The sequence below is a fragment of the Dictyobacter sp. Z7_2 genome (assembly GCF_057551105.1).
Genome location: NZ_BAAJPE010000002.1, coordinates 3,500,453 through 3,514,803 on the forward strand (window position 1 = coordinate 3,500,453; position 14,351 = coordinate 3,514,803).

The 14,351-nt window shown below is 50.9% G+C and carries 16 protein-coding genes; 7 read left to right on the forward strand and 9 right to left on the reverse strand.

Annotation, left to right across the window (positions count from 1 at the left end; all coding sequences use genetic code 11):
* Positions 1 to 29: 29 nt before the first annotated feature.
* On the reverse strand, positions 30 to 1,280 hold the full coding sequence (locus tag AC27N8_RS28205) for a glycosyltransferase family 9 protein (RefSeq protein WP_487071710.1): 1,251 nt from the start codon (positions 1,278 to 1,280) through the stop codon (positions 30 to 32).
* The gene (waaF, locus tag AC27N8_RS28210) at positions 1,277 to 2,299 is read right to left on the reverse strand and encodes a lipopolysaccharide heptosyltransferase II (RefSeq protein ID WP_487071712.1); all 1,023 of its coding nucleotides are present in this window, start codon (positions 2,297 to 2,299) and stop codon (positions 1,277 to 1,279) included. The genes AC27N8_RS28205 and waaF overlap by 4 nt, the downstream gene beginning before the upstream one ends.
* Here waaF and AC27N8_RS28215 point away from each other — a divergent pair.
* Positions 2,267 to 2,620, forward strand: a complete 354-nt coding sequence (locus tag AC27N8_RS28215) for a hypothetical protein (protein ID WP_487071714.1) — start codon at positions 2,267 to 2,269, stop codon at positions 2,618 to 2,620. The two genes, waaF and AC27N8_RS28215, sit on opposite strands and share 33 nt — an antisense overlap.
* A gap of 186 nt (positions 2,621 to 2,806) precedes the next feature.
* Here the strand turns inward: AC27N8_RS28215 and ispE are convergent, their stop codons facing one another.
* The gene (gene ispE, locus AC27N8_RS28220; protein ID WP_487071716.1) at positions 2,807 to 3,736 is read right to left on the reverse strand and encodes a 4-(cytidine 5'-diphospho)-2-C-methyl-D-erythritol kinase; all 930 of its coding nucleotides are present in this window, start codon (positions 3,734 to 3,736) and stop codon (positions 2,807 to 2,809) included.
* Between the two features lie 287 nt (positions 3,737 to 4,023).
* On the opposite strand from ispE, the gene AC27N8_RS28225 reads away from it, so the two are divergent.
* Positions 4,024 to 5,004, forward strand: coding sequence for a hypothetical protein (locus AC27N8_RS28225; protein WP_487071718.1), 981 nt, complete (start codon positions 4,024 to 4,026; stop codon positions 5,002 to 5,004).
* 77 nt (positions 5,005 to 5,081) lie between these two features.
* Here the strand turns inward: AC27N8_RS28225 and AC27N8_RS28230 are convergent, their stop codons facing one another.
* On the reverse strand, positions 5,082 to 5,879 hold the full coding sequence (locus AC27N8_RS28230) for a hypothetical protein (protein ID WP_487071720.1): 798 nt from the start codon (positions 5,877 to 5,879) through the stop codon (positions 5,082 to 5,084).
* Between the two features lie 380 nt (positions 5,880 to 6,259).
* On the opposite strand from AC27N8_RS28230, the gene AC27N8_RS28235 reads away from it, so the two are divergent.
* The 3 genes from AC27N8_RS28235 to AC27N8_RS28245 all read left to right on the forward strand — a co-directional run bounded on the left by AC27N8_RS28235 (position 6,260) and on the right by AC27N8_RS28245 (position 8,379).
* Entirely contained in the window at positions 6,260 to 7,144 is an 885-nt protein-coding gene (locus AC27N8_RS28235; RefSeq protein ID WP_487071722.1) for a tyrosine-type recombinase/integrase, read from the forward strand.
* Positions 7,145 to 7,172: 28 nt separating this feature from the next.
* Positions 7,173 to 7,424: a hypothetical protein gene (locus AC27N8_RS28240; protein ID WP_487071724.1), complete on the forward strand. Its 252-nt coding sequence runs from the start codon at positions 7,173 to 7,175 to the stop codon at positions 7,422 to 7,424.
* A gap of 115 nt (positions 7,425 to 7,539) precedes the next feature.
* The gene (locus AC27N8_RS28245) at positions 7,540 to 8,379 is read left to right on the forward strand and encodes a purine-nucleoside phosphorylase (RefSeq protein ID WP_487071726.1); all 840 of its coding nucleotides are present in this window, start codon (positions 7,540 to 7,542) and stop codon (positions 8,377 to 8,379) included.
* 144 nt (positions 8,380 to 8,523) lie between these two features.
* Here the strand turns inward: AC27N8_RS28245 and AC27N8_RS28250 are convergent, their stop codons facing one another.
* Positions 8,524 to 9,186, reverse strand: a complete 663-nt coding sequence (locus AC27N8_RS28250) for a hypothetical protein (protein ID WP_487071728.1) — start codon at positions 9,184 to 9,186, stop codon at positions 8,524 to 8,526.
* Between the two features lie 123 nt (positions 9,187 to 9,309).
* Complete coding sequence (locus AC27N8_RS28255) at positions 9,310 to 10,002, reverse strand: hypothetical protein (RefSeq protein ID WP_487071730.1); 693 nt, start codon at positions 10,000 to 10,002, stop codon at positions 9,310 to 9,312.
* Between the two features lie 504 nt (positions 10,003 to 10,506).
* Here AC27N8_RS28255 and AC27N8_RS28260 point away from each other — a divergent pair.
* Both AC27N8_RS28260 and AC27N8_RS28265 read left to right on the forward strand, forming a co-directional pair.
* On the forward strand, positions 10,507 to 10,812 hold the full coding sequence (locus tag AC27N8_RS28260; RefSeq protein ID WP_487071732.1) for a Sec-independent protein translocase subunit TatA/TatB: 306 nt from the start codon (positions 10,507 to 10,509) through the stop codon (positions 10,810 to 10,812).
* A gap of 92 nt (positions 10,813 to 10,904) precedes the next feature.
* Positions 10,905 to 11,252 (forward strand): 4a-hydroxytetrahydrobiopterin dehydratase, encoded by a 348-nt coding sequence (locus AC27N8_RS28265; RefSeq protein ID WP_487071734.1) that lies wholly within the window; start codon positions 10,905 to 10,907, stop codon positions 11,250 to 11,252.
* A 6-nt stretch (positions 11,253 to 11,258) separates the two neighbouring features.
* Here the strand turns inward: AC27N8_RS28265 and ispF are convergent, their stop codons facing one another.
* The 3 genes from ispF to AC27N8_RS28280 all read right to left on the reverse strand — a co-directional run bounded on the left by ispF (position 11,259) and on the right by AC27N8_RS28280 (position 13,928).
* On the reverse strand, positions 11,259 to 11,738 hold the full coding sequence (ispF, locus tag AC27N8_RS28270; RefSeq protein ID WP_487071736.1) for a 2-C-methyl-D-erythritol 2,4-cyclodiphosphate synthase: 480 nt from the start codon (positions 11,736 to 11,738) through the stop codon (positions 11,259 to 11,261).
* 5 nt (positions 11,739 to 11,743) lie between these two features.
* Positions 11,744 to 12,427, reverse strand: a complete 684-nt coding sequence (ispD, locus tag AC27N8_RS28275; protein WP_487071738.1) for a 2-C-methyl-D-erythritol 4-phosphate cytidylyltransferase — start codon at positions 12,425 to 12,427, stop codon at positions 11,744 to 11,746.
* Between the two features lie 298 nt (positions 12,428 to 12,725).
* A complete protein-coding gene (locus tag AC27N8_RS28280; RefSeq protein ID WP_487071740.1) occupies positions 12,726 to 13,928 on the reverse strand; it encodes a PIN/TRAM domain-containing protein in 1,203 nt (400 codons plus the stop codon).
* Positions 13,929 to 14,351: the final 423 nt, after the last annotated feature.

Here is a 14,351-nt window from a genome sequence, read left to right on the forward strand (position 1 = left end):
ACTCTTCTTTTTACGAGCGCAAGTGCTACTCACTCACTACTCATTGTTGGTCGCGTCGGAGTGCTTACCAGCACCTTTTGTATTTCTTGTTCGACCTGCTGCTCAGAAATACGGCGTACACAGGGATGGTCAGGTAGCTCTGCGGCTGAGAAATCCAGGCGACCGCAGGGAATCACTGGACATCCAGGACAAGGGATGGTCGCTGCGAGGACTCTTTGCTTCTCAGGATCTCCCCAGGGACCAAAGATGTGAGGATCGGTTGGTCCAAAGAGACGCAGCGAGGGCGTGCTCTGGGCCGCGGCGATATGCAATGGTCCATTATCGACGCCGAGCACGAGATCAGCACGTGCCAGCAACGCGGCTAATTGCCCGACGGTCATATCGGACATCATCAGAGGCGTTTGGGAGCTCTGCTGAGAGATATGTTGTGCGATCTCTTCCAACATTGGTTGCTCAGACTTGCTTCCCGTGAGGATGATCTGTGCTGGTGCGGAGAGGAGCTTGTTACTTGAGAACTCTTGCGCAATATGTGCCCAACCATCTACTCTCCACAGTTTCACGGCTCCGCCAGTGCCTGGATGAATCACCACCAGAGGCATCTCATCAGGGACTCCGGCTTCGTGCAAACGTGCCTCGACCCATGCTTGCTCAGCTGGTTGTGGCTTGAAATACAGTGGATATAAGGAGGGCGTGTATGGCTCTGTCAGAGCTACAGCTCCCAGGGCTTGTATGCCCGCGCTCGCCAGACGCAGGTTGGACACGGTTGCATGCTCCGCCGCTGGGAATGGAAGTGCTTGCGTGAGAAATGCGCTGGTGAGCTCGGTGGCATAGCCGATACGTTGGGGGATGGCGGCCAGATAGAGTAATGCTGCACCCCACCAGAAATCGGGACGTAGATTGATCGCCAGATCATATTGAGCGCTACGCAGTTGTCTGGCTGTACTGAAGAGCAATGTATACGGCTCAAGCGCTTTCTGCGAGGCACGTTGGAAGCCGGGGAAGGGACAAGTAATGATCTGATGAACATCTGGATGCCTGGCGATGATCTCTCGTGACCATGGACCGACCATCATTGTGATCTGAGCGTTGGGTATCTGTTGCTTGATAGCCTGGAGGATTGGAGTCACCAGGATCATATCTCCCAGATGGTCAGGCCGTACAAGTAGGATGCGTGGCGCTGTATGTGATCCTGGGATGCTCTTTTTCGTGGCAGACCGAGCGCGATTTGCTCCATAGAGACGGACGAATGTCAGGATCAATGATCTAAGCAAACGCTTCATGCATGCACCTCTTGTGTGTCTGTATGACCGATCAGCTTCAGCACGGCATCCCAGACATTATCAACCGTTACTGACTGCATGCAGGTGCAGTTGGCACAGGCTTGCATCTTTCCCAGGAAGAAGCATGGTTGTCCGGTGGGATGATTCCAGATCGCGATATGCCGTGGATCATCAAGAGGATAGGGTCCGTATTCCGTAGGACTGGTAGGCCCGAAGATGGCGATGACTGGTGTGCCTACGGCTGCTGCCAGATGCATTGGACTGCTGTCGTTTCCAATGAAGAGGATGCAGGCTTCGATTTGAGCTGCAGTCTGTCCAAAGCTTGTCTTGCCAGCCAGATTGATCACGGTGCCGTCTGGCACATCGATGCCGTCGAGTAACTGCTGATTCAAAGCCATATCGCTCTCGCCGCCGATCAGCAAGACCTGCATCCCCAGTTCACGGACCAGCCTGCTTGTCAATTCTCGATAGCGTGCGATCGGCCAACGCTTGGAGGTCAGATCCATCCCAGGATTACTCCCCCCGCCCACAAAGACCGCGACCTGTTTGCCGTTGGCGGGATATATGCTCTGACGTTCCTGCTCTGTCGGGATAAAGTGCATGTGGGGATGGTCGACATGCAGGCCGATGGCTCGTGCCAGATCGAGATAGATCTCCGCCTGATGCTGAAGTTGTGTTGGATCGGCAGAGACCTTCACGCGATCGGTGAGCGAGAAGCCGCGTCCCAGACTATCGGGACCAACGCGACGCGCCACACCGGCCAGCCACGGCAGCAGAGTCAACATAGGTGAGCGATCGAGCACAAAAGCCAGATCGTAGTGTTGAGAGCGTAACTGCCGTGCTAATTTCAGATAGTCATTCATCTTATAGCGTCCAGGGATGCCCACGCTGCCACAATCGATGATGTTATCGACCGCCGGATGATGTTCGGCAATCGCTTTCGACCATGTTCCCGTCACATAGGTGATTTTGGCATCAGGATAATTTTGCTTGATCACTTCAAGCAGGGGAGTAGTCATAATCAGATCACCGATACAGCAAGGCTTAACCAGCATAATCGAGCGTGGATGTCTTCTTGCTTGCCTGGTCCAGGGCCTGAGCAGTATATCGAGCAGCGCGAACGGCAGGCGCAGGGCTGTACAGATGGTTGTAATAATTTGTTGACGCAGAGTATTAATCCTCCTGATTCAATATCTGACCAAGACACGCATTTTTGCTACCTTCAAGCATCATATCTCTTTGCTCCAGGAGCAAATGCTTGCCGACGTAGCGCCGTGGTCTTGTGCCCGGCGGCCAGTTCACGCACGAAAACGCCCGCTATAAGGATCTATGAACAATAATTACCTATCTTTTCGATATTGAGTGACAAAAGTGAACGTTCCGTACGTCACGAGTCCGCCGGGCACAAGACCACGGCGCTACGTCGGCTGGCTCGCTCTCTTCAGTTGAGCCATATACTTATCTGAAAAGTATTGTGGTCTGTGCCCGGAGACCAGTTCACACAAGAAAACGTCCATTCTATGTGTTTATACGAAAAAATCTATCTGCTCTCCTGATGGATTGATTGGCTGTGTTACATAGACCTCATATCCCTGCTCGCGCAGACGGCTCTGGACTTGCGCGGCGTCTGCGAGATTGTCAAAGACTGAGAAGAGTGTTGGACCACTCCCGGAGAGCCGTACATTGCTTGCTCCCGCCTGTAAGAGATCTTTTTGCGCTTGCGCGACTTCGGCGTATTGCTCCAGCACACCTCTTTCCAGGCTATTCGACAGATCATCTGGTCGTAGCGCGCTGCTTGTCTGTAGCGCCGCCTGTACTTTTTGGCTCTGAGTACCATCTGCATAATCGCTGGCGCTCAGCTGGCGAAAAACGTTGGCCGTTGATACGCCGATGGCTGGTTTTAGCAGTAGGAGCCAGCGCATTGAGGCAGGCCAGTGTGATGCCAGTGGCGTGATGCGTTCACCTCGTCCTGTGCAGAGTGCCAGGCCGCCGTTGAGAAAAAATGGGATATCTGAACCAAGCGCTGCCGCAATCTCCCAGAGATCGGTCAGCGAGAGCGGGAGTTGCCACCATTGCTGGAGCGCTATCAAGACCGCCGCCGCGTTACTGCTACCGCCTCCCAGGCCAGCAGCTACAGGTATACGCTTGTTGAGCTCGATGCTCAGTCCCTGGGTCAGTCCCAGCTTCTGACGGATAGCCTCGGCTGCTCGTACCGCCAGATTATCATGGGTACTCAGCGCCGATTGGTTGCAGATCATGCTGACACTATCCTCATCTGTTGTGGTTAAACAAATGGTGTCATAGAGATCGATGGTTTGCATGATGGTTATCAGTTCATGATAGCCGTCCGCTCGCTTTTTTAGTACATCCAGGGTCAGATTGATCTTGGCGTACGACTGGACAAAACGCATTTTGCCCGCAGGAAAGTTGTGTCTGATGTGCGTTGGTTGACTCATACGTGCATTGTGCCCAGAAAAGGGGGAATTGTCAAGATAATTGGTATCCAGCGCTAGCCAATAGGTCAAATAGTTGTGCTAAAAGCTTGCGACGCTCCGTTCATTTGTGATGATGGGTAGTAATTTTTACTTTAAAAATAGAATATTTTGGATATCTATATATAGCCTAAAGCTCCCTATATTTAGGCTATTTTTAGCTATCATGTTATACTGTGAAGAATGTGTGTGGGTAAAATATTGTACAAATTCCTCCGCTGTTTACTTTTGCGGCCTCAGGGGTAGGTAAGATGGATATCACAATTGCATATTTCCACCCTTTATTTCGTCAGGATATGGTTAAGCGCGATTTTGAGCAGATCCGTAGTTCTGGTGCAAATAATATCGTTTATGCGCTGCATGAACAGGAAGAGCAGCGCTGGCCTCGTGATATAGAGCGCGGTTTGCGTCTGGCGCACGAGGCGGGTTTAAAAGTATATTTGAGTCTGGGTCGTTTTGGGAACCTCTTTGCTGGTCCCAGCTACATGCCCAGTTGGTATACCTTCCGTCACGCGGAATCCCTGGTCAAAGATCGCCATGGTCGTGCTCACGAAATGACGTGTTTTAATCATGAGGCATTCCGATCCTGGCTCTTCAACGAGATAGAATATTATTTAAAAACGTATGCCTTTGATGGAATTTTGATTGACGAGCCTCGTGTGCCAGATGTCACCTGTTTTTGCTCTGTCTGTCGAGCGCTTTGTCCTGATATTACCGATTTGCAACATTTCCGTCGTCGTTCAATGATTGATTTTTTTAATGAATTGTTTTCTTGCGTCAAACGCGTCAATGATCAGGTCAAGACGACGATTGTTCTCCTACCTCAGGACCTGAGCCTGATTGAGGAGCTGGCCATTATTCCCACCCTGGATACCGTTGGTTGCCATCTCTTCTGGCAATTGTTGGGCTCGGATGTCTCGATGGTCGAGACATGGGGACAACAATTGGTTGAAGCGACGAAGCGCAATGGGAAGCGTAGTCAACTCTGGCTGCAAAATTTTAATCTGAGTGAAGCCGATGAGGAATTTCTGGAGCCTGCCTTCTCTGGACTTCTGAGCGCTGAGCCCGATGAAATTGCTGCTTATTTTTATTGGCGCAATAATGACAATCCCGATCATATCTGGCAGCAGACACGTGGCCTCTTACGGCGTATCCCGCGCCGCCAGCTCTACTGGCAGACCACTCCTCGCATACCTGTTCCGCAGGTCGAGAGCAGTAAAGAAGATGTTTGAGTGCATAACTATATGCCTATATGGAAAAGGAGCGTATCGACACGGCGATACGCTCCTTCTTTTTCTGGCGGAGAAAACTACTTTTTACTCGTTCCTGGGAGGGAAGGAGCATCTTTCGCATTCTCGTCTTCGTGTACTTTGGCCAGCAATGTACGCAGGTCTTTGATCTGCTCGATCGTCTTCTCTTCGACATCTTTTGCACTGAGCACGACTGCCTGGATGCCCAGGGTGTTGATGGTATAGGCATCGGATTCGCTCACCGTGTTGCTTACGTTGATGAAGGCTGGAAAGCGCACTGCTTCTCGTACGGCGCGATAATCGAGGATCTCCTCGATGGTCATCTTGCCGACCTTGTCGCCCAGACCGAAGTCGAGCAGAACGGCTGCGATGTTATCGAATGCGGTCAGGTTGCGGATGTAGAGAGGATAGCTTTCCTCTTTACGCATCGGGACAACGATGACTTTTTCCAGATCTTTCGTCTCCTGCGCCAGTAAACGGGCGGGGGCGGTAAACGGTAAGATGATGTATTGGATGCCTTGCTCTTTGATGCTTTTTAAGGTCTCTGCTGTCAGCTTGTCCGCGCCACCTGTGATTTTTAGACCGGTGACTGCATTTTCGCTATGAGCTTTGGCTGCCTCGGCTTCCGCCTTGAGCGTTTCGAGTTGTGCCGTATCGCCACCTTCCCAATTGAAGAGGATACCATCGGCACCAGCCTTTAAGGCTGCTTCAGTGTTTCCAGCTGTAACTTTGTCAAATTCGACCACAATAGCGGCTGAGCGGGGTTTGGTCTCACTTCTATTTTTCCCCAGGAAACCCATGCCACCATTACTTTGTGCTCGGCGTGCCTGCGAAAACATATCTTGCAGTTTAGCCATTCGTCTTACTCCTTATCATAAATCGAGCTTGCTGCTACCGACTCGCGTATGTGTGTAGAAAAACCCCTATGGAGGTGATCTGTGCTTATAGAGTGTCTAGATAAACTCTCTAATTGTTCTCGTCACGCGACTCTATGCGCTCAGCGCGAGGTAAAGTGAACGTTACTGTATTATAGCACTTACAGGAGCACAGTGTTTCCTCGTGGATCATGTTCATCCAGACCTTCTCTCGCGTGACGTGCCAGACCTTTTCCGTGCCTTTATCTGGCAGGAGGTACTAGATGCTTTGCCTCTTATGCCCGTATAGATTATAATGGCGGTACTGAATTGCTAAATTGGGCGGTAGGAGAGAATTGTAATTGAATAGAGGTGGAATGTGTATGCTGTTGCAAGGTGCTGTTGATGATTTCGTTGTTTCTCTCGCGAATGGAGAGGTTGATCGTAGTGGTGGAAGTCGCAATACGATGATGGCGTACCGCAACGATTTAGGGCAGTTATGTAATTATATGCTCGCTCTCGGCATGACCGATTGGCTTTATGTCACGCACGATCACTTAGATGAGTATATTCGCGAGATGCGTGAAGGACATGTGTATCGACCGACGACGATTGCGCGGAAACTGGCGGCCGTAAAATCCTTTTTTCGCTACATGTATCAAAAGAAGATCCTCCTGTTTGATCCGGCGGTCGGATTAGCTCTGCCCTCCTTTGAAAGAGAGTTGCCTCAAGTATTGAGTCCCGATGCGATCTATGATCTTTTCAGTCGCATTGAGGTCGACACCCCCATTGGTATCCGCGATCTGGCGATGATCAAATTACTCTATGCCACGGGCATCCGCACATCTGAATTGGTCTCGCTCGATACCGATCATTTCCAGGCAGCCAATGCCAACTTGCAATGTGTCAGCATGCGGGGGAGCGTCAGGCGTGAGCGATCGTTGCCGCTCACATCCGTCGCCGTAGATGCGATGGACAACTATATGCTGCATGGACGTCCACGTTTGCTGCGCTATACAGGCGAACAAGCCCTATTCCTCAATCATCACGGCGAGCGTCTGACGCGTCAAGGCTTCTGGCTCATCATCAAGGGATACGCGCATCGCGCCGGCATCGACGATCTCACGCCGCACCGCCTGCGCCACTCCTTTGCCATCCTGATGCTCAATAGCGGCATGGACCTGGGCTCGGTACAAGAGCTATTGGGGCATGCGCATATTTCAACCACCCAGCTGTATTGCCAACTGGTTGAAGCCGAACAGATATAGATCTGGGGAAAGGAGAACTTTCCCCGATGTGATCAAGCAAGCATGCGTAGCGGCGCGGCTCCGCCGTGCTGTCTGTGACTCGTCCGAAAACGTCCCACCTGCATCTGAAAGCAACGCAAACGAGACGATTCGCAGTGGAAAGATCACGCAATGGAACTTCATGAGGAGCGTGGTCGGACGAGTCACAGACAGCACGGCGGAGCCGCGCCGCTACGTCGGTGAGCGTCTCACCCTATTGGGATGCGCGTCTCTAATGCAACATCGGCGCGATGACTTTTGACAAAGTGCCATCTGGCAGGCTTTTGTGTCATGGGTGCAGGACCTCCTATGTGCTAAACTTTCTTGCAGACCACAAGCAAGCGTGGCGTTTCTGAAAAGACAGAAGGAGACAAATTATGCTTTATGATCAGGTTGTTGAAGCGGTGCAGACCATTCAGGCGAAGAGCGCTCTCAAGCCGTCAGTGGCGATCATTCTGGGCTCCGGCCTGGGTGATCTGGCGGCAGAAGTTAGAGACGCTGTTGCGCTTCCGTATACAGAGATCCCTCATTTTATGCAGTCAACGGTGGTTGGGCATGCCGGACGTTTGTTGCTGGGTACGTTGCAAGGGATACCCGTGGTGGTGATGCAGGGACGCTTTCATATGTACGAGGGTCATGCTGCGCAGCTGACGACCTTGCCGGTACGTGTGATGCGTCTGCTGGGAGCCGAGACATTGATCGTCAGCAACGCCGCCGGTGGAGTCAATCCAGCGTATCGTCCGGGGGAATTTATGCTCTTACGGGACCATATCTATCTGCCGGGGATGACTGGAGCCAGTCCGCTGGTAGGACCTCATGATGAGCGGCTGGGAGCGCGTTTTCCTGCTGTCGCCAGATCGTATGATGCAGGATTGCGCGCCCTCGCGCACTCAGTTGCCAAAAGGCATCCTGACGTGACGCTGCACGAAGGTATCTATAGTATGCTGGTAGGTCCCAGCTATGAAACTTCTGCGGAGCTTACCTTCTTGCGTATGATTGGTACCGATGCGGTTGGGATGTCGACCGTGCCAGAGGTGATTGTGGCTCGTCAGATGGGGATGCGCGTGCTTGGCTGTAGCCTGATCACCAATATGGCCACAGGCAATGAAACAGCAGAGGTTAATCATGCGGAAGTATTGTCCACCGCCGATGCTGTGCGTACGAAGTTTGCCGCTCTGATGCTCGGAATTCTACAGGAGATCGGTGAGCAAGCCTGATGACTTTTCCCTGTCGGGTTGATTGTACATTTTTGCATCTTATCTCTTGCCGGGAAGCGATGACGCAAGCTTATGTTGCATCGCATGATCGCTTCTCCGGAAGGATGGTTGCTCCTCTTATTGTTTATCTGCTGCAAACCTGGTTTAGAAATTGTACTGTATCCAGCTCCAATTATAAAACGTTCCATTCCAATCTGTCAGCCCAACGACGTAGTAGGTTCCCTTCGATAATGTCTCAGAAAAGTTTACGTTCCATGTGCCCAATCCATTTTTGCAGGGCTGCGTTTGTGGGGTTGCACTATCAAACTGGAGTCCGCCCGCGACTTCATTGGGGACCGTTTGTGTCAGGTTGGCGATATTGCTGGCCGCCTTTTTGAAACTTGCCGAATTGGTCAGCTTGGTCGGATTCGAGCGGGTAATCCAGATGCGACATGTTACTCCATTAGTTTTTACAAGAGCTTTACTTCCAAGGTAGAGCGCCTGAAGGGTAAAAATATTTTTGTAATTACCCGTTAGCAATGTACTTGTACCCATGGCAGGACCATCCAGTTTTTGGGCTGGCGCAGTTGGCGATGGTATTGGTGTTGGGGAGGTGGCTACTGCTGTCCTGGTGTTTTTGTTTGCGGAAGTGTTTGACTTTGAACTATTTGTTGCTGGTGAGTTCGCTGTTGGATGGTGTGTCAATGCTCCCACGGAGAAGCCCAGGATAGCTCCTGCCAGTGCAAAGAGAGTTATCGCAGTGATAATGATAGATTGAACTTGTGGAATTCCACTATTATTGTGTTTGGATTCAGGTGTATATTGCATCCCGCCTAAACTTTCTTCTTAACTTGTTCTGAATAGTGCTCTACTTTTTATCGCTTGTCTCCTCCACATCTTTGGAGTTCTGTTACTCTGGGTGAGATTATTCCTGGCTGTTTCTTTTACTGCTTAAACGGTTAATATTGCCGACCAGCTCCAGTTATAGAATGTGCCGTTTGAGGTCAGAGCTACTATGTAGTAATGACCTTTTGCCAGGCTTGTAGCTAATTTGATATTCCATGTGCCCAGTCCATTTTTGCAGGGCTGCGTTTGCGGAGTGGCTGTATCAAAGATGAGCCCGTTCACAACTTCATGGGGTAATGGCTGTATAACGGTGGCAATTTTTTGAAACTCTGCCTCATCACTGGCATCAATCTCTGGACCGTTCGAGCCTGCTTTTGCCAGCCAGATGCGACAGGTCACTCCATTATTCGTAAGCGGCTTTTCAAGGCCAGGACTGCACCCAGTGCCTGTTGCACCTGTTTTATCCATCACTTGCAACGTAAAGGTATATGTGAAATCGCCGCCCAGGGGAGTGCCCATACCAGGAGCAGGGCAACCTAGTGGTACGGCTGTTTCTGTTGGAGTATTGTTGACCGTCGGTGTTTTGGCTACCGCCGGCTGCGTGGATTTTGTACCATTAGACTTATTTGTGTTATTGTTGGCCTGGGAGGGGGGCGCTCCATGATGCGTTAATGCTCCCACGGAGAAGCCCAGGATGGCACCTGCCAGCGCAAAGAGGGTGATTGCTGTAATAATGATAGATTGAACTTGTGAATTTCCACCATTGCTTTTATTATTTAAATTAGCTGGATGTTGCATTCCGTCTAAGCTCACTTTATGCTTTTATAAAAATATTCTTGCCTTTATCATACCATGGCCTGTGTTAGTGGCTTGCTCCAAAGATGCAAAATAGCCTGAATTGGTATTCTTCCTGGCTTTTTCGTACGTATCACAGGTAGCATATTATAAAAAAAGAAGCTGATCACTATCTTGGGGGAGATGTGACCAGCGCACTCAGCGTGAGGTGGGGGAATATCCGAGTGCGATAAACATCGCATGCTGGCGAAGGATCGGCTCACTTTCCGTGGCATCTCTGGGGAACATGTCAACGGATACGTTAGGTCGCTCCTTCACCATCGAACGTTTATTCTTATCAGAAAGAACAGCTTTTTGGCAGAATTTTGGGCACGTTGGCTATGATATATTATTCTGCTTGTGGCTTTTGCCTGCACAGAGATATAAATCGACGTAGCTGTGGTAGAATAAGAAGAGTAAATTGCAAAGAATATTCGGCGCTGATGCCTCGCTCTAAAGGAGTATTTTATGCGTATCTTAGATATCATTGTGATTGCTGGCATTGTGCTGGCCTTATTCGGCCCCAAGACGCTACAATCGCTAGCACGTCATGCGGGAAAAACTACTGGTGGAGTCAAGAACGCGAAAGATAAGTTTATGGCACATGAGGATGTCTCAAGTGTGCATAATGCCTTGACGAAGGTACCTACCAATTCGCAACAGGCTTTAAATATGATCGTCTCTTCAAACGATAACGGAGCTAAAACTGCCGCTGTGGATAACCAGAGTGTTAATCCTGTGCCATCCGCGAAAACGGTTCCCAATAATAGCTAATCGAGCTGATATCTGGTCGTATCATTTCTCGCTACCTTTTTTACCTCTTAAGACTGACTGCTAGTGCCACTACTGCTACTGGAGGCATAAACATGGAAGAATTGACACAGATGAAGTGCGAAGTATGTCGCGTCGGAGCGCCGACAGTGACCGAGGAAGAAACGGTCGAATTTCAGAAGCAGATCCCCGATTGGGTGATCCTGGAGCGCGATAACGTCAAGCGCCTGGAGCATGTCTATAAGTTCAAAGATTTTGTCACGGCTCTCGCCTTTACCAACAAAGTTGGAGAGATCGCCGAAGCCGAAGGTCATCATCCAGCGATCCTGACCGAATGGGGATCAGTGGGAGTTGCCTGGTGGACTCATAAGATCCATGGCCTGCATCGCAACGATTTTATCATGGCTGCGCATACTGACGATCTCTATAAAGAATTTGCTTGAAAAACGCTACTTTTTTTCGAGTAAAGCGACGGCGTAGCAAGCGATCCCCTCACGACGACCGGTGAAGCCCAGCTTATCGGTGGTAGTAGCTTTGATGCTGACCTGCTCAATCTCAAGTTGCAGGTGTTTGGCCAGATTTTCGCGCATGCCCTGGATGTGGGGAGCCATCTTGGGACGTTCGGCGACGATGGTGGCGTCGATGTTTCCGATCGTCCACTGATGTCGCTGGAGTAGGTCAAGCGTGTAGATCAGGAAGACGCTGCCAGGTTGATCTTTCCAGCGCAGATCGTCTGATGGGAAGTGCTGTCCAATATCTCCCAGCGCGGCCGCCCCGAGTAGCGCGTCGACGATGGCATGGATCACGGCATCGGCATCTGAATGGCCGGCGAGGCCGTACTGATACGGAATCGTGACGCCGCCGAGCACCAGTGGACGTTTTTGAACGAGTGCATGGACATCGTAACCTGAACCAATGCGTATAGTCATAATTATTATCCTTTTAAGCAGACTTCAGCGAAGAGTAGATCTTCCTGCGTTGTGATTTTAATGTTCATATAAGAGCCCGTAAAGATGGCTACCTGATGTCCCAGACGTTCGAGTAGCAGGGAGTCATCAGTTGCATCCTCCTCTGCCTGTGGGGAGTGATGGGCCTGATGAATGAGATCAAAGGCGAAGACCTGTGGCGTCTGGATTGTCCAGAGAAGTGCACGGTCGGGAGTCGCGATAATCATCTCGTTTTGGACTTGCTTGATCGTATCCTTGACAGGGACGGCCGCAATGGCTGCCTGATGTTCCAGCGCGGCGTGTAGGCCCGCAGCTATGATTGTCGCTGTGACAAATGGACGTGCCCCATCATGTATCATCACCCACTGACAGGGGTGCGCACAGCTAGCCAGAAAGTCTAGCCCCTCGCGTACAGAATCTTGTCGCCGTGCTCCTCCCAGGATGACGGCATCCACCTTATCCCAGCCTTCTTGAGCGCAGAGCTCTTGCGTATCTGTTAGCCGCTCAGCGCTGGTGACGATCACGATGCTCTCGATCAGAGATGAATGTTGGAATGCATCGATTGTGCGAGCGAGCGTGATGCGTCCCGCCAGAGGTATCCAGAGTTTATCGCGACCCATGCGCCGGCTGGCCCCGGCTGCTACGATGATCACGGCTGCTTTTTCTTGCATATGCTATGTGACAGATCTTTGCCTGTCGATCCTCTCCACAAAATGGGTGCAGTTCTTTTTTTGCACCAAGACAATCAGGTCGAGCGCTCGCGTGCGATGTTCCTGTAACTCGTAAGAGACGGTAGGATCTCGGCGTGCCCCGCTGACCGGCCTGATCGTACGTCGAGTGGGACATCGCACGCTCGCGTGCAACGCTACACAGTCTTCGCTTCGCTTGACACAGGTCAAGCGCACCCCCACAAAAATAAAGAGCACCGCGTGGGTGCTCGATAGCTACGTCTCTTTGCTCCACAGGCAATTACGCCGGTCTCTGCTTGATCGATGATTGGGGAGCAGGTGCGACGCTGGTACTATTGTTGTTGTTGCTATTGTTATTATTATTGTTACTATTAGCCTGCTTGGGATGGGCGAAGATCATGCGTCCCGCGACTGTTTGCAGTACGCGTGTCACCGACACTTCAATCGTCATATTCATATACTGGCGACCATTTTCCACCACAATCATCGTTCCATCGTCCAGATAGCCGACGCCCTGACCGAGCTCTTTGCCGTCTTGCATGATTTTGATGTAGATGTCCTCTCCGGGCAGGAGCACTGGCTTGATGGCGTTGGCAAGCTCGTTGATGTTGAGGACTTTTACACCTTGCAACTCGGCGACGCGGTTGAGGTTAAAGTCGTTGGTGATGATTGGACAGTGCTGATCGCGTGCCATCTGTACCAATTTGCCATCGACGTCGGCGATGCCTTCGACATCGGTATCGACGATCACGATCGGCACCGTTGCATCTTTCTGCAGGCGGTTGAGGATCTCAAGGCCACGGCGACCGCGATTGCGTCTCATGGTATCCGCTGAGTCGGCGATGCGTTGCAGCTCGTTCAGGACGAAGCGTGGCACGACGATGGTGCCAATAATGAAGCCTGTCTGGCTGATATCGGCGATGCGTCCGTCGATGATGGTACTGGTATCGAGCAGAATCTGGGTCAATGTGGGAGTTGGTGGCAATGGTGTCTCTTTCTCCAACTCGCGTCTCTTATTGCGCTCGCTGCGTGTCTCGCGCTCTTCATCGCGCTCGCGGCGGCGGAACTGGAACAGGTGCACGATATCGTTTTTACGCAGTACGGCTGCGCTGAGTCCGATGTAGCCAAAGAGGACCGCTCCCAGAAATGGAGTGATCTGACCTAATCCGAAGGGGAGGTACTGTAAGGGGATTGCTAACAAGACAGCAAGAATAAGTCCGATGGCCAGGCCGATGGCGGCAGCCAGAAGATCACTGGCTGAAGCTGCGCGAATCTTGTGGATCAGCCACTGATACGGAATGACGGTAACGTATGGTGTAATAATAAAGGCTGCAATTGCGCAGACGGTGGCGATAATCACGATTACCCATGGCGTGGGAAGCGGTAATGGTCCCCAGGTTGTCGCACGGTACAATGAGATAGAAATCGCGGCGCAGATTGCGACCAGGGCTCCTATGATGCGGGTAACTGTATTTACTGACATCCCTGCATCCTCCAAGCGTGCACCCCGAGGGTGCTGTCTAAGCTCAAGAGGGCTACGCTACTTCTTTGTGTGATTGGCAGGTCGAAAACGAGAAATGATGAATGAAAAAAGATAATTCCTGATGAAACACCTTGGACCTGCTGTCCAAAAAATAGGTTCCTGTTGAGCGACCGATTTTAACATGTATACGAATCAATGACGATATTGTTTTAGTTTAGGACCAGGTCTTCCCTTTTGCGAAAGGTCTCCTGATCTTCCTTCGCTACATTCATGGAATGATGTGTAAGCAGCAAGAACGTTCTTTTTTGCTACGAACTGATCCTTTTTCAACTTTGAATGTAGTACGTGTACCAAATATGCAGTATACACCGTATTTACTGAAGAATCAATAGATTGGTATCTCTATAAACTTACGCTATCCGA